We start from the raw sequence: 19,501 nt of genomic DNA on the forward strand, positions 1-19,501 counted from the left end.
GATCTCTTTATTTAGTCACGCTCTTACTTCTTTTCCCCGTATTTTTGGTAGTAGAATACTCAAAATGTAGAGCCTTGCCGTCAAATACTCTACTATAAGCATGATGAAGACTGCTTGCCGCTTCAGCAAAACCCGTAAGAATCAGCTTAAGCTTACCAACATAATGAGCAATATCGCCAATGGCGTAAATACCTTCTATATTAGTTTGATAATAGGAAGAGTCTACTTCAATATGGTGAAGCTTAACATTTAAACCCCAATTTGCTAAGCTACCTAAATCTTGCTTTAACCCAAAAAAAGGCAGTAATATATTGGCATCCAATTTGCGAGTATTATTTTGTAAATCTTTAACTATAACCGATTGAAGTTCACTATTATTACCATCTAAAGCATTTAATTGATAACCGGTTATTAACTCGATTTTATTGGTTTCTGCAATATGCCTTAATTGCCTTACGCTTTCAGGAGCTGCTGTAAATTTATCCCGCCTATGTACTAAATATATTTTATTTGCAATATCTGAAAGAGAAATAGCCCAGTCAACAGCCGAATCCCCGCCGCCTGCTATAACTATATTTTTACCCGCAAATTTGCTTTTATCATTGATGAAATAAAAAACTGACTTGCTTTCAAAATCTTCAATATTCGCAAGGGGCGGTTTGTTTGGACCGAATGAACCTGCTCCTGCTGCAATAATAATAACTTTGCTTTTAATAAGAGTGTTTTTTGAGGTTTTAATTTCAAAAAAATCATCTTGTTTATTTAGCTCTATAGCTTGCTGATTTAAATGATATATAGGGTTAAAAGGAGCTGCTTGAAGTGCTAACTGTTTTATTAGCTCTTCTGCTACAATTTTAGGATATGCCGGTATATCGTAAATAGGCTTTTCAGGATATAGGGTAATACACTGACCGCCGATAACTTCTTGTGCATCAATAACATGACACTTCATGCCAAGCATTCCTGCTTGAAAAACTGCAAATAATCCAACCGGACCGGCACCTATTATTACAACATCAGTATTATGCATACTTTTTATATTTAAATTTTAAAAAGGATTTTATTGGATATTGAGAAAATAATCAATGGTTATGTGAGTATATTTATAGAAATCCAACACTTTCTCAGAGGGATTTTTACAAACTGTCGGATATTATACTAGACGAGATGCATTTAAAGGTTGTACTGCATTCCACTTTTCTTCTACGGGTTCTAATATATTCGCTTTTATCTCGGCTTTGTTTTGTAGCATACCGAATAATGAGATTTTTTTAGTATTTATAGGTAATATTTGTGCTACTTCCCTATCGTTTTGGTAATTATAATAGATTCTTTATCTGTTTGTAATTTTTCTATATAAAGAATCTATTTATAGCTAATTTGGGTTATATTCATTATATTTTAATGTAAAAAATAAAATTTAAAGAAAAACCAAAACAAATTCTGTGGGGCACATATCATCAATTCATATTTAAATATAACCATTTCTTAAACTAGCCTTGTAAAATCATTAAACTTTGTAAAAGATTAATAATAGAAATTAATTATTTTTATTATTAATTATGAAAATTAAGATTCTACGAAATATTATCGGTTTTATTATCTTAACTATAAGTACGGGCAATAGTTTTGCCTCCTCCGCTAATGCTTTTTTTCCTTGTGAGTGCGATGGTGTTACCGTCTTGTATAGTTCGGCTACTCCTTTAGCTTTCGGTACGTATGTTCCAACTGTCGATGCTCTGCAAACAAATACAATTATAATAAAGTGTACTTTAGGTATTAATTATACTGTTTCATTAAATGCCGGTACTGCACCTGCTGCTACAACTAGTACCCGTAAAATGACTGGTCTTGTTAACACTAATAGTTATTTACCTTATAATCTTTACTCCCATGCAGGGAGAACACAGAATTGGGGAAATCAATCAAGTGACTGGGTAATGGGAACAGGACTAGATCAAACGCTCACAATATACGGCAAAATACCTCAAGGAGCAAATGTTCCTTCCGATACTTATAATGATACAATTACAATAATCGTGGTATATTGATATAAATCATTTTTTAAGATTTCTACCTATCCTATCTATATTCTTGATTTTTAATTCTTTTGCCAGTGCCACTATCGTACCTGTCAATATATAGTAATAGAATAGCAACTATTACGGTACAAAATAATGATTATGCACCTAAAAAGTTTCAATTAATTTGTTTAAAGCGTACATATAAAGATGGAAGAATATAAAGAAACTAAAGATTTAGTGGCAACTCCGGTAACATTTACCTTACATGATGGTAAAATACAATTGATACGGGTAGCTTTAAAAAACACACAGACTTATTCTACTAAAGCAAAAGACTATAGCATTTTTATAAAAGAATTACCTCGTAGAGTGAAGTTAGAGAATAGTGTTACCTCCACCGTAGATCTTGTTGTTCAGCATAGTATAGCTATAACAATATCAGGTTAAAAATCTTTAAAACTAAATAAATTAAAGCAATGTGCTTTTTAAATACAATAATATCGGTTTTTATAGGTATTATTTTTTTATACCGGTGAGTTTTGCAGGTGGAGTTATCTCTGAATCTCTTGGTGATACTTCGCCTTGAATCGCAGCGGATACAAACGTACATGAGGATTAGGAGTTAGGGTAATTGTCCCAATTACCTCTAGCAGTAGAATTTGAGAATAGCGCTAATGAAATTGCGGGTGAGAGTGAATTGATGGTTTCGTTAGAAGTTAATTATACCGAAACCGATATATTGCCGACTATAGTGCACAACGCTCAAGGTCATTATTTAATTCCTCTTGAAGATATAGAACATTTTGATGTTCAAGAAGATTATCTTAAGCAGGGTTTAGTGCATTATCATGATACTGCATATATTAATTTAGATTTGCTTGAGGGTACTAAATATGATTTAAACTTTGAGAATTTAGATTTAAATATTACTTTTCCAGCAGAAAAATTCAACCTCAATCATTTGATGTTTCAGGTGGTCCTATGAAGAACGTCGATACTAAACTTATTAGTGGGGTATATTTAAACTATGATGTGACTCTTAGTCCAAATGATGATATTAATTATTTAGCCGGAGTAGAGGAACTCAATTATTTCACTGAACACGGTGTATAGTTATAGTTTCTTATTTCAAACTGAAGCCGTTAAATCAAATTTTTCTAAAATCACAAATACCACAAAAAACCAAAATAAATTTACACGTTTAGACACAAATTGGACATATGAGAATGTGGATAAGATGACTAATTGGTGGGTAGGGGATAATAGCATAACTAAAGTGTCTTCTTGGTCTAATTCAACTAGATTTGCCGGTATTCAGTATACTACTAATTTTGCAGTTAGACCGAATTTAGTTACCTATCCGTTACTGGATTTTAGAGGGAAATCAGAACTTCCAAGCAGTATAGAGATATTTTCAAATAGTATACCTATATATAATGCTAAAGCTCATATGGGGGATTTTGATATAACCAATATTCCGGTTATCACCGGTAGAGGTGATTTAATAGTTAAAACGCAAGATATAAACGGTAAAGTTTAGACAATTACTATTCTCCTTATTACGCATCACCGAGCTTATTACGTTCCGGGCTTTCACATTTCTCTTACGAAGCAGGTTCTCAAAGACAAGATTTTACTATATATAGCAGTGCTTATAAATATTTAGTTCTAAATACTGATTATATGCTTGGTATGAATGATTATAACAAGCTGCGGACATTTTAAATTTTTAAAAAATAATGGAGCAGTAGGGGTAATAATTTAAAAATCGGAAATTTATTATAGGCATTTCAGCTGCAAGTAATATCAAAATTTCGGTCGCTGTCAAAGAATTAATTGCGGCTATACTTATGAATCGGAATATTTTGATATTAATAGTAATTTAGATTGGAATAATAGTAATTATCAGGACGTATATAACAATCCCGATAAAATTTTCTCAAGTTTAAATTATCAGATTTCAGCTAGTTGCGGTAATACCGATTTTGGTAATATAAGTGTTAATTTTTTGTCTTTTGTCGTAAATAACACAATGCAAAAAGGTAAACGCTCAAATATATTATCATCAACTTATCAAAGAAATATTACTAAAAAAGGTTTCTTAAGTTTTACTATAGGTACCGATTTAAACAGTAAACGTAAAAATAATTTTGCCTATATACCATTTAACTTAAATTTAGATTCCAATAAAAGCATTTCATTGACCGATTTATATCAAAATAAATATCATACAAAGCAACTTGGTGTTTCCTGGCCGATTACTTCAAATATAGGATGGGGATATAATGCTAACCTGATCAAAGTTAAAGCTACAAATTACAATGTACAAGTTAACCGTAACGGTAAAAATAATGATATTGGAGTTTATCTGCAGAAAAATGATACCGAAATAATGAAACAGTTTAATATCAAAGGAGGAATTTTCTCTATTGATAAAAGCTATTATGAGACAAGACCGATGGAGGTCTTGCTTTGATTAAAGTCAATAGTTTAAAGAATGTCGGGGTTTATAATAATAGCGGGTGATACCGATGATAAAGGTAAAATGCTTGTACCTAACTTAACACCGTATGTTCCTTCCGAAATAAGACTAGACGATGAAAATCTACCTCTTAATACAGAGTTTGAAGAAATTGCTTTGAAAGTTGCTCCAAGAACAAAATCAGCGGTATTATTAGACTTTAATATTAAAATAATTAAAAGCATTGAAATGACAGTATTTGATAGTACGTGAGTATTGAAGGTTTAGATGAAGAAATATTTGTAGGCTATGATGGTAAGATATATATTAAAGATCTTGAAGTATTAAACGGTTCTATTTGTGACGAGAATGCGGAGAATAATAAATACTGTCATTTTAGCGTACCGGTTAATAGAGATTTAAATGACCCTGTAATTGATTTAGGCGAAGCAATATGCAAATGAAGACTTATTATTACTCCTGTGTGGACTAAAAACGCTCCGTTGTCATACCGTGGCTTGACCACCACGGTATGACAAATTCTTTTTAAGCAATGTCAAGAAATCAATAATAATATTATTAATCAACATGATTATGTCAGGAAATGCTATGGCGTTACTTGCAACATGTAATCCGTCAGTTCCAACCGTAAATTTCGGTAGTTTTAATGTCGGTGCCATTAGCACAACTTCTGTTACTGCTTCAGTTACTTGTAGTGCTTTATTATCACTACTTGTTAGCTATACCGTAACTTTCAGTACGGGAGCTGCTAATATTTATAACCCAAGAAATATGATTAATGGGGTACGTAAGCTGAATTATAATTTGTATAAAGATGCCGGTTTTACTCAAATCATCGGTAACGGTACTAGTAGTACTGTAACATTTACCAGCTATACACTAGGTCTTGAACCGGTCACAAAAAACTATACCGTATATGCACGTCTGCCGTTACAACCTATTGCTGCACCGGCACGTTTCAAGACACTATTACCGTAACCCAGCCATGGCTATATAATAAAAAATCTTTAAAATCAAAATTCTTCATTCTAGGTTCTAACTTTGTTGCTTGCATGGATTGACTCCTAGGGTGCTAGACATTGCTGTCCAGTATTATGAAGCTGTATTTTTATTATAATATCAAAAACAATTTAAGTTTTATATTACTATAACTACATTGAGTATTTTGTAGTTACTTAATATTTTTAACTTAAATAAAGGTCGAATTTATGAAAAATGAAGAACAACACAATCCACCAACTCCAAAACATGGTCGAATAATATTCCCGCTTTACACAATGGGAAAAGTTTGTGTAGATAAGAAGCTAATAGATGAAGAGTGGAAACTTAACGAATTTGAAACAGGGAAAGGGAGTGATGAGCGTTTTGGAAATGATGTCGCAGGGGAACCGCTACCGCTAGATGGGCATATTCTTAATGGTGGGCGTACAGATGATACAGATTGGGTAAATGCTACTAATGAAGAAATAAGAGCGGAATTAAAAGATCCAATGTTTAACTGGATAAACTATACCATTAGAAGGTGAGAAAAAACTTACAATAGCATGGGATTATATTGTATCACATAAAACTTGCGGTTATATAGTGCAAATGACAAAAGCAGAGTTTACCTTTGCAAATAGACTGAAACATGATGATTTAGAAGAAATTTATAGTGAACTTTCTGATCAATTTCCTTACTGGGATAATACATTAGTTCCTTCTAAAATGATTTAAGTAACTTTTCCAGATAGAGAGCCAGGATATTATGTTGTAGCAGTTGATTGGATAGTAGCCGACACGCCACGTTTGTTGCATCGTTTATTGTATAAGGATGAGGTTACACCGATACTCTTAATACGAATGATAGAGAATGTATTTAACGTTATTCCCGTATAGATAAGGTTTTGTTGCATGGATCGGTTTTCTTTCTGTTACGCTGTGACTTGATCGTGAGATGACAGAGATGGAATCGATCCTTAAACTTATGTCTACGCGAAAATGCAACCGGGAACCACGCAACGTTGCCTTACTTCCGCAGGATAAGACTGTTTGTGCCTTAAGTGTGCCTTAAGAAAGTATAATATTTGTACAAACAATTCTATATAGTAATCAAGAGTGATTTGTGTCAAGTCAAAAATCTAAAAAAAAATAAATATTTATATTGAATAAATTATTATTCTCGTGTCTACTTAAGTGAAGATTCTATACACTGAATATGGTGTCATTTTTTCAAAATAAGCATTATAAATCCTACAACCCCATTAGTACCTATAATGAACACGTTTAAAAAAAATAAATTTCAAATCACTATAAACAACAACCATAACAATTTACTTACTCCTTTCGGTAAAGCTATTCTGCGAGATCGATATCTTATGAAAGGTGAAGATTTTCAAGATTTATTTGCAAGAGTTTCTAGTTATTATGCCGAAAATAAACAGCATGCTCAGAAGTTATATGAATATATGAGTAAAATGTGGTTTATGCCAGCAACACCAATCTTAAGTAACGGCGGAACGGATAGGGGACTTCCTATTTCATGCTTCTTGAATGAGACCGATGATAGCTTAGACGATATAGTAAATTTATGGACAGAAAATGTTTGGCTTGCTGCACGCGGTGGCGGGATTGGCAGTTATTGGGGTAATGTTCGTGCTATTAATGAAGGGATTCGTGATAAAGGTCATTCATCTGGTATTATACCGTTTATTAAAGTAATGGATTCTATGACTCTTGCTATTTCGCAAGGTTCTATTAGGCGAGGTTCATCGGCTGTATATTTGCCTATTAATCACCCTGAAATTGAAGAATTTATCGATATAAGACGTCCGACAGGCGGGGATGTTAACCGTAAAGCTCTTAATATTCATCACGGTATAGCTATAACCGATGAATTTATGAAAGCAGTTAAAAACAATACGGATTTTGACCTTGTTAGTCCTGCTACCAAAAAAGTCGTAAATAAAGTTAGAGCAAGAGATTTATGGGTTAAGTTATTAACTACTAGAATAGAAACAGGTGAGCCTTATTTGTTATTTATCGATAGTGTTAATAAATCTATCCCTAAGCATCATAAAAAATTAGGGCTTCAAGTTAAAATGTCTAATCTTTGTAGCGAAATTACATTGCCGACGGGAATTGACCATCTAGGCAAGTCAAGAACTGCTGTTTGCTGCCTTTCCTCTTTAAATTTAGAGTATTACGAAGAGTGGAAAGACGATAAAGAATTTATCCATTCTATTATGTTGTTCCTTGATAATGTTTTAGAAGACTTTATTAATAAAGCACCGGATACTATGGCAAGAGCTAAATATTCAGCTTTACGTGAGCGAAGCGTTGGACTTGGCGTAATGGGCTTCCACTCATTTTTGCAAATGAAAAAAGTACCGATAGAATCGGTTATGGCAAAAGTTTGGAATAAAAAAATATTTGAATATATATCTGCTGAAACTGATAAAGCCTCAATAGAAATCGGTAAAGAAAAAGGAGTATGTCCTGATGCTCTAGATGCAGGAAGTAATGAACGATTTAGCAATAAAACCGCAATAGCACCTACCGCCTCAATTTCGGTAATAGCAGGTAATGCCTCACCCGGAATAGAGCCGTTTGCCGCTAATAGCTTTGTACAAAAGACTTTAACCGGTTCTTTTAACGTGCGTAATAAACATTTAGAAAGGTTATTAGAGGAGAAAGGATTTAATAATGATCAAGTTTGGTCTTCGATTGCAACACATGAAGGATCAGTACAACATTTAACATTTTTATCCGAAGAAGAAAAACAGGTTTTCAAAACCGCTTACGAAATTGATCAGAATTGGCTAATTGAACTGGCAAGCGATCGTACTCCTTACATTACGCAAGCACAATCTTTAAACATCTTTTTACCGGGGAATGTTAGTAAGAAATATTTAAATAATATTCATTTTAAAGCCTGGACAAAAGGAGTAAAAAGTTTATATTACTGTCGATCGACATCAATACAGCGAGCCGATAAGGTCTCGCATGACGTATTAAAGGCCAATTTTAAAGATTTAGAGGAACAAAACGATAAGTTAGCAGAAGCCGGTAACTACGAAGAATGCTTAGCTTGTCAGTAAGTATAACTATGCAAAGATATTTAGACCCAACAAATGATGTAGCATTTAAAAAATTGTTTACGGATAAAACAAGGTGACTAGGCTTTCTCAATATATTATGAGGTTACCTGAAGAGTTAAGGATTATCAACCTTGAATATATTTCAAACGAACAAGCGCCGGATTTAGGATAGAATAAAAGGAGTATAGTAGACGTAAAAGTTCGAGATAACTCCGGCAATATTTATATTGTTGAGATGCAAAACGGCTATGCCGATGCTTCTTTATCAAGAGTACCATTAGTTGTATAGCATTTTCTTCGCAATTAAAAAGAGGAAAAGAATATGTTGATCTAGCTCCTGTAGTAATGGTAGTAATTATTTCTGGATTTCAGGCATTGCCCGAGGAACAAGAATGTATTAGCTATCATCAAACTATTAATGTCGGCAACGGTAAGCATCAACTTAAATGCTTGCGTATTTGTTGAATTAGACAAATTTACCAAAGAAGCAGATGAGTGAGAAAGCTTAGAAAATGATTGGTTATATATGATGGCTAAATTCGATAGAGCAAAAGAACCCCCGCAACATACAAAAGATGAAAATAGCATTATCAGTTTATAAAACTATTGAATAATTTAACTGGAGCGAAGCAGAATATGATAATTATATTAAAGCGATGCTTGCTACTCAAACGGAAGAGTTAAATCAAAAAAGTAAATATAATGAGGGGAAAGCTGAGGGTATTGAAATTGGAGAAACTAGAAGCAATACAGAAATAGCAAAAGAAATGTTAGCGGATAATGAGCCGATATCAAAAGAAGAAATAGAAAAATTAAAAGAAGAAAAATTATGTCACTACTTGATGCAAGTCCAATTTATAAACCGTTTTCATATCCATGGGCATATGAAGCTTGGCATACTCAACAAAAAATTCATTGGCTACCGGAAGAAGTACCGCTTGCCGACGATGTTAAAGATTGGAAATATAACTTAACGCCAGGGGAAAAACATCTATTAACGCAAATATTTCGTTTTTTTACACAGGCAGATATTGAAGTGAATAATTGCTATATGAAGCATTATTCACGAGTATTTAAACCGACTGAAATATTAATGATGTTATCAGCATTTTCTAATATGGAAACGGTACATATCGCGGCATATTCACATTTACTTGATACGGTAGGTATGCCGGAAGTAGAATATTCAGCATTTCTTAAATATAAGGAAATGAAAGACAAGTATGATTATATGCAGCAATTCGGAGTGGATGCCAAAGAAGATATAGCAACTACACTCGCAGTATTTGGAGCTTTTACTGAAGGATTACAGCTATTTGCTTCTTTTGCGATCATGCTTAATTTCCCTCGTTTTAATAAAATGAAAGGTATGGGACAGATTATTGCTTGGTCAGTGCGTGATGAAACACTTCATACTAACTCAATTATTACTCTGTTTAAGACTTTTGTAAGAGAAAACCCTGAAGTTTGGACAGAAACTTTACGTAAACGTATTTATGAAGCTTGTACGACTATTGTGCATTTTGAAGATGCCTTTATTGAACTTGCTTTTGAAGTTGGCGGTATTGAGGGATTAACGGCATATGAAGTAAGACAATATATTCGTTATATTGCCGACCGTCGTTTAATGCAGCTAGGACTCAAAGATGTATATTTGGTAAATCATAACCCCCTTCCTTGGCTTGATGAAATGCTAAACGGAGTCGAACATACGAACTTTTTTGAAAATAGAACAACTGAATATTCAAAAGCAGCGACTACCGGTTCATGGGAAGAAGTATTCACTGAGATGGACGCCACAGCGGAGGCTAAATAATATACTCAGATAGCACTTATGCTAAACATGTTGTGTCGAAGTATACATATTAAGAACAACAATAACAAAAAATTAAAAATACCTGATCTTTATTTTTAAAAATTTTTTAAAATAGATTTAGAATATTTAAACATTGCAAGTGATTTTATGGCTGTTATAAATAATAAAAACTATCAAAAAGTTGTAGAAAAAGTTTTATCTTCTTCTAAAGCTAATAAAGTACTAAAGAGTGCAATTCAGGACTTATCATCTTCAAAGAGTATAAGCTTAAGAACGATATTACTCGGAGCAAAATTTATTTTAACTAATCCTGTAAATACTTATAATCTTGTTAAGCTTGCTAACTCTTCTAAGATATATCTTGATCCGGAATTTCAAAAATCACTTCTTAAAAAATCTCCAATATGGGAATTTTTAAAAAAACATTCGGATGATTTGCCTAAAATAGGTCAAATCTTAGCAAATGCAGGCTTTAGAGAATTTCAAGATAAGAGTGCTTTAGATGAAAAGGGACTCGAAATACTAAAAGAATGTTTTAAAAATGAACAAGTACTTAAAAAACTTCAAGAAATTGCAGTTGAAGTAAAGCAAGAGCTACCGGACTGGAATAAAGTGACTTCTAGAACTTTAGATATGCTGGTTACCGATAAAAACTTCCAAAAATTCTTTAACGAAAAGAGTGAAGATATTACGAAATACATACGTACAGGAGCAACTGAAATACTTCCAAGCGATTATATAAAAACTTTTGATTATATATTACAAAAACCCGAAAAGAAAAATTTATTAAAAATATTTAATGAACATCCTGATTTTAAGCAAGAACTGGCTAAAAATATAAACAATCCTAATACTCTAAAAAGATTTAATAAGTTATCTCCTGAAAAACAAATAATTATTGAAAATTTCTTAGAAGAAGCAAAAGAACAAGCTAAACCTTTCTTAAAAGAACATTTTGAAACCTACAAAATTGATCTTAAAATTTTAGATATTATTCCTACTTTATTAAATAAAATGCCTGAGATAAAAGAGATTTGTGATACTCTTAATGCTCCAAATCAAGGTGTAATGATATCTCTTGAGAAATCCTTAGAAATGGTCGCTGGTGATGATAAATTAAAAAGTTTTTTTGCTAATAATAAAACAATCTTACCAAATATTGCTTTAGGTATTATTGAAAATACTCCTAGCGTACAAAACATAACAAAAGAATATAATTTTGATAAACAAATGCTTAGTATTGTAGGCGAAGTTATGTCAAAACCGGAAGTTGCTCATGAGATTATTGCAGACTTAAATAAAGGCGATTATATGAGTTTAACCGGTAATATAATCGCCGCCCTTAATGATCCTTCATTTAAATTAAAAGATATATTAGTAGAGCAAAGTAAAGGAGGTCTATTTGATAATTTAATTACAGGAGTTTTAGAACAAGATGCAAAAAACAGCCAAACTATAAAACAACAACTTATAAATTATAGTCTGGAAGCGAGTGATGTTACAAAGCTAACGAGCATAATGCCTATATTACTTGATCAATCTGAATCATTAAAAAAGATTTTTCGAGATTTTATTCAAGGTGATTATACGGGAATGGCAAAAGAGTTAATAGCTTTAACTAAAGACAATCCTGAAATTAAAAAATATTTAAACAATAATAGAGAAATATTTGCAAGTATTTTAGATAAAACTTTAGTAGAAATACCAGGTATAAATAACCTTGATAAGAAAGAATTATATAATGTACTTCCATCAATGTTAAACCATCCTAATGAATTAGTTAAAGTTATAGAAGAGGTTGAAAAAAGTAATTATAGTGAGGCTGCTAGTGCTATATATAATCTAGTTCAAAAAACAAATTATTTGGAAGGGCAATTGCCGAATATTATAAAAGCAGGTTTGAGCTATGCTACTGAAAAACTAAAAGACGTATTTAGTCCATCACAAGATTTTAAAGATAAAACTATAGATGCAATTACTCTTAGAAATAATTTACATAAAATACAAAATGGAAAATTCAGCTTAGAGGGAGCTATATTAGTAGGTGATTTATCTAATATCGACTTCTCAGGCGTATCATTAAAAAATGCAGATTTAACTAAAGTCACTTCTTTAAAAGATTGTAATTTTAAAAATATTAATTTAGCAGAGGCTAAATTACCTGATAATTTAATGCTACTTACTGATACTTACAATCTTGATAAGGCTATCCCTCCTTTAGTACCTAAACTAATTAAAGAACAACAAGCAAAATTAATTGATAAGGCAATTGATAAATTATTTTTACAAATACAAGCTGAAGGAAAAAGAAATGTACTTAGTAAAAAAAAATTTGCTCAACAAGTAAAAAGATTATATGAAGAAAATCAAACGATTAAAGACTATATTATAGAAAAACTAAATTCACTACCTATGAATATGGTTACTAACCTAGCTACTCCTAGAACAAATCAATATAAACATATTACAAATCATGTAAATTCTCCATTACAAGTATTGAACCCTTTATATGAAAATATTGCAAATAAACAAAATATTAAGAGTAATTTATTGGCAAATATTTTAAGCGAGAAAATATCACAAAAACTTTTTGATAAAGGTGATAATAGAGGTGAAGATTTTTACATGATAAATCAGATGCTAAAACCTATCGTTTCTGAATATTCTAAAGAAAATCCTGATAATATAAATAATTTTTTAGAGCCAAAAAATCTAGAAAAGTTAGCAAGTAATATTGCCTCTACTTTATATTCTAAATCTAAATATACTGGGGTAGGCACTATTACCGGTGGAATTTATTTACCAAAAGAAATCTTCAATGAACAGTTAAAAGATAACTTTAAAAATGAGTTCGAAAATATTAATAAATTAAATGTTTTAAAAGCAGCAAAAAATATAGTTTCAAATTTAGATAGTAAAGTGCATGTAGTAGATAATCAGGATAAATCAAATACTTACGCATCATTACCTACAAAAAGTAAACAAATACACAGATAACTCCATAAATCTTAGATCAAATTGATTTAATTACCATATTATGTAATATAAATTAAAATATTTAAGTAGTGCTTAATTTATTTCTTTAAATCAATTTTAAGATAATTTAATGTTTATGTAATTAAATATATTTCATTATTTTTACGGCAGTTACAAATTCCATTAAAGATATTACATTAAAGAATTTTAATAAAACTGTTAAAAGGACATTATCTTCTACTGATGCAGAAAGGCATTGACAAGCTTTATTTATGACCTTGCATCTCCAAAGAAAAAATATTACCAGTTAGTATAGGAGTATTATTAAAAGGTGCGAAGTTTGCCTTCACTAATCCCGTAAATAGTTATAATCTTGTTAAACTTGCAAGCTCCTCTGATATATATCTTGATTCAAAGTTTCAAAAATCTGCTCTTGACAAATCCGAAATATAGGATTTTCTAAAAAAGCATTCCGATGATTTACCAAAAATAGGACAAATCTTAGCAAAAGCAGGTTTTAGAGAATTTCAAGATAAGAGTGCTTTAGATGAAAAGAGACTCGAAATACTAAAAGAATGTTTTTAAAATGATGCTGTACTTAAAAGCCTTCAAGAAATTGCACTTGAGATAAAGCAAGAAGTACCGGACTATGAATAAAGTAACTTCTAAAACATTAGGAATGTTATCCACGGATAAAAATTGCTGAAAATTTTTTAATGAAAAAGGTAACGATATTGCGAATTACATAACTGAAATACTTCCAAGCGACTATATAAAAGCTTTTGATGATATATTACAAAAACCTCAAAGTAAATGACACATATGCAAAAGTTATAAAAATATTGAATGAACATCCTGAATTTAAAAAAGAGCTGGCTGAAAATATAAACAATCCTAATGCTCTAAAAAGGTTTAATAAATTATCTCCTGAAAAATAAATAATTATAGAAGGTTTCTTAATAGAAACTAAAGAACAAGCTAAACCTTTCTTAAAAGAATATTTTGAAAGCTATAAAGTTGATGTAGAGATTTATTAAATAAAATGCCTGAAACAACAGAGATTTTTGATACTCTGAATGCAAATCAAGGAGTAATGGTGGCTTGTGGAGATCTTTAGAAATGGTAGCGGGTGACGATAAATTAAAAAGTTTTTTTGCTGATAATAAAACAGTCTTAACAGATATTGCCGCAGCTATTATTGAAAATACTCCGAATATACAAAGCATAACGCAAGAATATAATTTCGATAAACAAATGCTTAGTATAGTAGGTGAAGTTATGTCAAAACCGGAAGTTGCTCATGAGATTATTGCAGACTTAAATAAAGGCGATTATATGAGTTTAACCGGTAATATAATCTCCGCCCTTAATAGATCCTGCATTTAAATTAAAAGATATATTAGTAGAGCAAAGTAAAGAGGGTTTATTCGATTAATTAAAGGCATTTTAGAGCAAGATGAAAAAAATAGCCACACTATAAACAGCAGCTTGAAAATTATTGACTAGAAACAAAAGATACTACAAAACTTACGAATGTAATGCCTATATTACTTGATAATCCTGAATAATTAAAAAAGGTTTTTGATGGATTTGTTAAAGGTGATTATACGGGAATAGCTAAAGAATTGGTAATGTTAACTAAAGATAATCCCGAGATCAAAAAATATTTAAACGATAATAAGGAAATATTTACAGGTATTTTAGATAAAACTTTAAAAGATGTATCCGGTATAAATAAGCTCGATAAGAAAGAATTATATAGTATACTAACACCTATGCTCAATCAACCGGATAAGCTGATTCCAATCTTAGAAAATATTGAAAATAAAAAATATATTAATGTTGCTACTAGTATAGGTAGTTTAGTTTGGAAAGAAGGACAAGCACTGAATATTATTAAACAAATACTAAATGTTGTTCAAGCAGGAGTTGGTTATTATCAAAAATCTGATAAGAAACCAGAATTAGAAAATAAAGTTCCGGCTGATGTATTAAAAGAAGCACAAAGTATCGTCTCAAATTTAAATAGTAAGATTAATATTGTAGGACCTAAGACAAATACACTTTCCATTACTCCTATTTCCAATAATAAAAAGAAAGAAGCAATACGTAGATAAGCTATATAGTTTTAAAAGAGTTTTTTAAAGTTTGAGTAAATTCTTCTTGGTTAGCATATTCCAATGTGATTTTATCTTGTATCTGATTTTTAAACCAAGTAACTTGTCTTTTAGCATACTGACGGGTTCGTATTTGAGCTGCATTTAAAGCCTCATCTAAAGTGAGATTGCCGTTTAAATAAGCTAAAATTTCTTTTATCCCTACAGCTTTCAAATTCGTATAATCTTTAGGAGCAAATTGCTTTTTTATTAAAGCTATTTCGTCAATTGCCCCTTCTTTAAATATCTTATCTAAACGCTCATCACATGTTTTATATAAAAACTTTCGCTCAGGATTTAAGAAAATAATTTTGCAATTAAAATCAGATAAGATTTGTTCTTTTGGCAAAGTTTGAAAAGAAAAAATAGATTTACCAGTTTGCATGAATACTTCATAAGCTCTAATTAAACGCTGAGTATCATTTTGGTTTATTTTAGAAGCAGCAAGCGGGTCAAACTTCTCTAATTTACCCCATAATTCTATATTGCCTATTTTAACATGTAAATTTCTTACCTGTGCTTGTAAATCTTCTGATATATCAGGAATATTATTATAGCCAAACACTAAAGAATTAATATATAAACCCGTTCCACCTATTAATATAGGTAGCTTACCCCTGTCGGTTATTTCTTTTATTTTTTCTGTCGCAAGTTTTAGATATTTTATTACCGAGAAATCTTCTGTCATTGATAAGAAGTTATATAAGTGATACAAGATTTCAGTTTTGTAGCTTTTCGGAGGGGAGGCGGTAATAATAGGAATTTCCTTATAAACCTGCATTGAGTCGATATTAATGATTTCGCCGTTATAAGCTTTAGCCAGTTCATGACCTAAATAAGACTTCCCGCTAGCAGTCGGCCCGCATAATATAATTATACTCTTCTGCTTTGAAGAATTGTTTCTGCAAAACTTCGGATCACCTATTAAATATAGGCTGTGCGTACTCGCTCCTCGTTTTACATTCCCATTCTCCAAATCATTTGAGTATATTTCTTTCTTTGTCACTTGTTTAACTAATAAATACAAACTTGTATCGTCATTGCAAGCCAGCATTTATGATGGCGTGGCAAGCTCAGGAGTTTTTTTATATTATCTTATGAGATTGCCGCGTCGTTGCTAACGTAACGCCTCGCAATGACAGAAAAACCTATCCATGTAACAACGCCTAGCAGGAATGACCTCATACCCTTAAACGGTTTCATTAGTATTTCCTAAAGTGTCAGTATTAGCATTACTATCTGCTGGTCCACTAAATGTTATTGTACCAAGTTTGTTGTCATAACTAATAGTTGGAGCACTAAATAAGCCCGCATCACTGTAGTCAATGGTCAGACTATTTAAACCATGAGATGCGGCTACGTCACTGTTAAGAGGATTATCAGTAGGCTCAAGGTCTTTATGTTTTATTACTAATGGTGCCTCAACGTTAATATTTAATGTATTTACACCTATTGGTGTTATTGTAACTAATCTAGTATCAACAAATGAGTGATTGATATTTGAGATTTTTAACATATTATTTTTCTTTATATTAATTTAATGTAAGAAAAATATATAAAATAATATTTTAGAAAGCAATAATGTGTTAATAATTAATTAATAACCCGTATTTTTCAAGATATTTATTAATTATAGTGATTATTTCCTCTAAACCATTCTTACTATCTGATTCAGCCCTTGCAACTATAATAGATTCGGTATTAGAGCTACGCAAGAGCCACCAACCATGTGCAGTATTTACCCGTACACCGTCTATATCATTAAACTCCATTTTCTCTTCTAATGATTTTTCTTTAATCTCTTTAATAATTTGTAATTTTAACTCTGAAGGAACAACAATTTTAATTTCCGGTGTACTATAGCTTTTCGGTACATCCTCTATTATCTCATCTAGAGTTTTACTTGATCTACTAAGTAAATCTAAAAATCTAAGAGCTGCATAAATTGCATCGTCAAAACCAAAATATTTATCGGCAAAGAATATATGCCCGCTCATTTCGCCAGCGAGTAAAGCCTTTGTCTCAAGCATTTTGCTTTTAATAAAAGGATGACCTGTTCGCCATATTATAGGATGTCCTCCATATGATTTTATTTTAGCGACTATAAATTGGCTGACTTTTACATCAACTATTATAGTTGCGTTTGGATTTTCCTTTAAAATATCCTCAGCAAAAATGCATAAAATTTGATCACCTAATAATATTTTACCGCTTGAGCTTATAATGCCGATTCTATCACCGTCACCGTCAAAAGCTATACCAAGGTCACAATTTTGTTCTTTAACCACTTTTATTAACTCCTGCAAATTAGCAGGATTTGTAGGATCAGGATGATGGCTTGGAAAATTCCCGTCAATTTTACTATGTATGATTATATTCTTGTTTGAGAGATGCTTTTTAAGTTCTTCAACAATATCGCCGGTTGCTCCATTGCCGCAATCCCAAGCCACTTTTAATTTTGGATTAATGTTTATTCCATCTAAAATACGTTTTAGGTATTTAGATTGTATATTATGGATTCCTGCTTTCGCAGGAATGACATAAGGGGATGCTGGTGTGGTATTGGGGTAGTTATCCAAAATCTTAGTCAATAACTCCTGTATCTGATCACCGAAAAAAGGTTTACCGTTTTGTAGTATTTTAAAGCCGTTATCGTCACGAGGATTGTGTGACCCCGTGACCATAATACTACCGGCGGGCGTAAAGTGTTTATCGGCAAAATATAAAACTGGTGTTGGAACTACGCCAATATTTATGATTTCAGCCCCTGCATTAGTTAATCCTAGTTCTAAAGCTTTACAAAGGGTAGGGGAGCTAAGCCGACCGTCTAAACCGACACAGATTTTATCGTTATCTTTCGTTATAGTCATCTCGGCAAAACCAAAGCCGATTTTATAAGCTACTTCTTCCGTTAAATCTTTAAGGCTATTGCCTCTTATATCATAAGCCCTAAAAATTTCTTTGTTAATTTGCATAGAAAACTGTTTTGAATATTATTACATGGCTCTTATGTCATTCCTACAAAAGAGCCTTGTTGCATGGCTCGGAAAACCTACTCGATGTTATCCCCGCGTAGGCGGGAATGACATAAAACAATCCATGCAACAACACCTGCAAGTCGCTTGCAATGACGAATTTGCACAGTCTAGAAACTAAAGCTCTCACCTAAATACACTTCCTTAACTTTCTTGCTATTTGCTATTTCCTTAGCACTTCCTTCTAATAATACTTTACCTTCAAAAATAACATAAGCACGGTCGACTATATCTAGAGTATCACGTACATTATGGTCGGTAATTAATATACCTATATTAAATTCACGTAAATAAGTAATGAGATTTTTAATATCGGAAATAGCAAGCGGGTCAATACCGGCAAGCGGTTCATCAAGCATGATAAATTTAGGCTCTATTGCAAGTGCACGTGCAATCTCAAGCCTACGCCTTTCACCGCCTGATAAGCTAGCAGCGGATAAATCTTTTAAATGCACTATCGAAAACTGCTCTAACAAATTATGGGTTTTTTGTTCAATTACTTCTTTATCATTGTTAGATATCTCAACTACAGCCTTAATATTATCTTCAACCGACAATTCCCGAAATATCGAAGGTTCTTGAAGAAGATAGCCGAGCCCAAGCCTTGCTCGTAAATAAATAGGCAAGTTGGTAATATTGATATCATTTAAAAGTAATTGCCCTGAGTCCAGTTTCATTAAACCGATAATAATGTTAAAGCAAGTTGTTTTACCGGCTCCATTCGGACCGAATAAACCAACTATCTCTCCTTGTTTTATATTCAGAGATATATCAGTTAATATATTCCTTTTTTTGTAGGATTTTGATATATTTTTAACGTGTAAGCTGTCCATCTTTTTTATTTGTTAAGATTTTGTTGCGTGGATTAATTTTCAACGTCATTGCGAGAAAATTACGTAAGTAATTGACGAAGAAATCCAGTTAAAAATATTA

The 19,501-nt window shown here is 31.8% G+C and carries 16 protein-coding genes and 4 pseudogenes; 15 read left to right on the forward strand and 5 right to left on the reverse strand.

Features of this window, described 5'->3' with window-relative positions; translation table 11 throughout:
* Positions 1-23: 23 nt before the first annotated feature.
* Positions 24-1,030, reverse strand: a pseudogene (locus BTU51_RS03670) (NAD(P)/FAD-dependent oxidoreductase).
* 532 nt (positions 1,031-1,562) lie between these two features.
* On the opposite strand from BTU51_RS03670, the gene BTU51_RS03680 reads away from it, so the two are divergent.
* The 15 genes and pseudogenes from BTU51_RS03680 to BTU51_RS09235 form a co-directional block, all read left to right on the forward strand.
* Positions 1,563-2,051, forward strand: a complete 489-nt coding sequence (locus BTU51_RS03680; RefSeq protein ID WP_012262394.1) for a Csu type fimbrial protein — start codon at positions 1,563-1,565, stop codon at positions 2,049-2,051.
* Positions 2,052-2,161: 110 nt separating this feature from the next.
* A pseudogene (locus tag BTU51_RS03685) lies at positions 2,162-2,471 on the forward strand (fimbria/pilus periplasmic chaperone).
* Positions 2,472-2,655: 184 nt separating this feature from the next.
* The gene (locus BTU51_RS03690; protein WP_012150833.1) at positions 2,656-3,009 is read left to right on the forward strand and encodes a hypothetical protein; all 354 of its coding nucleotides are present in this window, start codon (positions 2,656-2,658) and stop codon (positions 3,007-3,009) included.
* Positions 3,006-3,137: a hypothetical protein gene (locus BTU51_RS03695; protein ID WP_012150834.1), complete on the forward strand. Its 132-nt coding sequence runs from the start codon at positions 3,006-3,008 to the stop codon at positions 3,135-3,137. The genes BTU51_RS03690 and BTU51_RS03695 overlap by 4 nt, the downstream gene beginning before the upstream one ends.
* Positions 3,130-3,564, forward strand: coding sequence for a hypothetical protein (locus BTU51_RS03700; RefSeq protein WP_012150835.1), 435 nt, complete (start codon positions 3,130-3,132; stop codon positions 3,562-3,564). The genes BTU51_RS03695 and BTU51_RS03700 overlap by 8 nt, the downstream gene beginning before the upstream one ends.
* Before the next feature lie 492 nt (positions 3,565-4,056).
* Positions 4,057-4,500 carry a hypothetical protein gene (locus BTU51_RS09230; RefSeq protein ID WP_230453753.1) on the forward strand — a complete coding sequence of 148 codons (444 nt, stop codon included), beginning with the start codon at positions 4,057-4,059 and terminating at the stop codon, positions 4,498-4,500.
* A 21-nt stretch (positions 4,501-4,521) separates the two neighbouring features.
* Entirely contained in the window at positions 4,522-4,758 is a 237-nt protein-coding gene (locus BTU51_RS03720) for a fimbria/pilus outer membrane usher protein (RefSeq protein WP_004995697.1), read from the forward strand.
* Entirely contained in the window at positions 4,755-4,949 is a 195-nt protein-coding gene (locus BTU51_RS03725; RefSeq protein ID WP_041472436.1) for a hypothetical protein, read from the forward strand. The genes BTU51_RS03720 and BTU51_RS03725 overlap by 4 nt, the downstream gene beginning before the upstream one ends.
* A gap of 124 nt (positions 4,950-5,073) precedes the next feature.
* A pseudogene (locus BTU51_RS03730) lies at positions 5,074-5,567 on the forward strand (Csu type fimbrial protein).
* Positions 5,568-5,714: 147 nt separating this feature from the next.
* Positions 5,715-6,032 carry a hypothetical protein gene (locus tag BTU51_RS03735; RefSeq protein WP_012150837.1) on the forward strand — a complete coding sequence of 106 codons (318 nt, stop codon included), beginning with the start codon at positions 5,715-5,717 and terminating at the stop codon, positions 6,030-6,032.
* 64 nt (positions 6,033-6,096) lie between these two features.
* Complete coding sequence (locus BTU51_RS03740; protein WP_014362346.1) at positions 6,097-6,222, forward strand: hypothetical protein; 126 nt, start codon at positions 6,097-6,099, stop codon at positions 6,220-6,222.
* Between the two features lie 539 nt (positions 6,223-6,761).
* Positions 6,762-8,585 (forward strand): ribonucleoside-diphosphate reductase subunit alpha, encoded by a 1,824-nt coding sequence (locus BTU51_RS03745; protein ID WP_012150839.1) that lies wholly within the window; start codon positions 6,762-6,764, stop codon positions 8,583-8,585.
* 829 nt (positions 8,586-9,414) lie between these two features.
* Positions 9,415-10,401: a ribonucleotide-diphosphate reductase subunit beta gene (locus BTU51_RS03760; RefSeq protein WP_004995690.1), complete on the forward strand. Its 987-nt coding sequence runs from the start codon at positions 9,415-9,417 to the stop codon at positions 10,399-10,401.
* A gap of 147 nt (positions 10,402-10,548) precedes the next feature.
* A complete protein-coding gene (locus tag BTU51_RS03765) occupies positions 10,549-13,398 on the forward strand; it encodes a pentapeptide repeat-containing protein (RefSeq protein ID WP_012262399.1) in 2,850 nt (949 codons plus the stop codon).
* A 161-nt stretch (positions 13,399-13,559) separates the two neighbouring features.
* Positions 13,560-15,278: pseudogene (locus BTU51_RS09235) on the forward strand (pentapeptide repeat-containing protein); the annotation flags it as partial.
* Positions 15,279-15,495: 217 nt separating this feature from the next.
* On the opposite strand, the gene miaA reads toward BTU51_RS09235, so the two are convergent.
* The 4 genes from miaA to lptB all read right to left on the reverse strand — a co-directional run bounded on the left by miaA (position 15,496) and on the right by lptB (position 19,401).
* Positions 15,496-16,587 carry a tRNA (adenosine(37)-N6)-dimethylallyltransferase MiaA gene (gene miaA, locus BTU51_RS03785; RefSeq protein ID WP_012150844.1) on the reverse strand — a complete coding sequence of 364 codons (1,092 nt, stop codon included), beginning with the start codon at positions 16,585-16,587 and terminating at the stop codon, positions 15,496-15,498.
* A 135-nt stretch (positions 16,588-16,722) separates the two neighbouring features.
* A complete protein-coding gene (locus BTU51_RS03790) occupies positions 16,723-17,049 on the reverse strand; it encodes a hypothetical protein (RefSeq protein ID WP_012150845.1) in 327 nt (108 codons plus the stop codon).
* 70 nt (positions 17,050-17,119) lie between these two features.
* Entirely contained in the window at positions 17,120-18,508 is a 1,389-nt protein-coding gene (locus BTU51_RS03795; RefSeq protein WP_012150846.1) for a phosphomannomutase/phosphoglucomutase, read from the reverse strand.
* 170 nt (positions 18,509-18,678) lie between these two features.
* Positions 18,679-19,401 carry an LPS export ABC transporter ATP-binding protein gene (gene lptB, locus BTU51_RS03800; RefSeq protein ID WP_012150848.1) on the reverse strand — a complete coding sequence of 241 codons (723 nt, stop codon included), beginning with the start codon at positions 19,399-19,401 and terminating at the stop codon, positions 18,679-18,681.
* Positions 19,402-19,501 lie beyond the last annotated feature (100 nt).

Source organism: Rickettsia rickettsii (genome assembly GCF_001951015.1).
Classification (GTDB): Bacteria; Pseudomonadota; Alphaproteobacteria; order Rickettsiales; family Rickettsiaceae; genus Rickettsia; species Rickettsia rickettsii.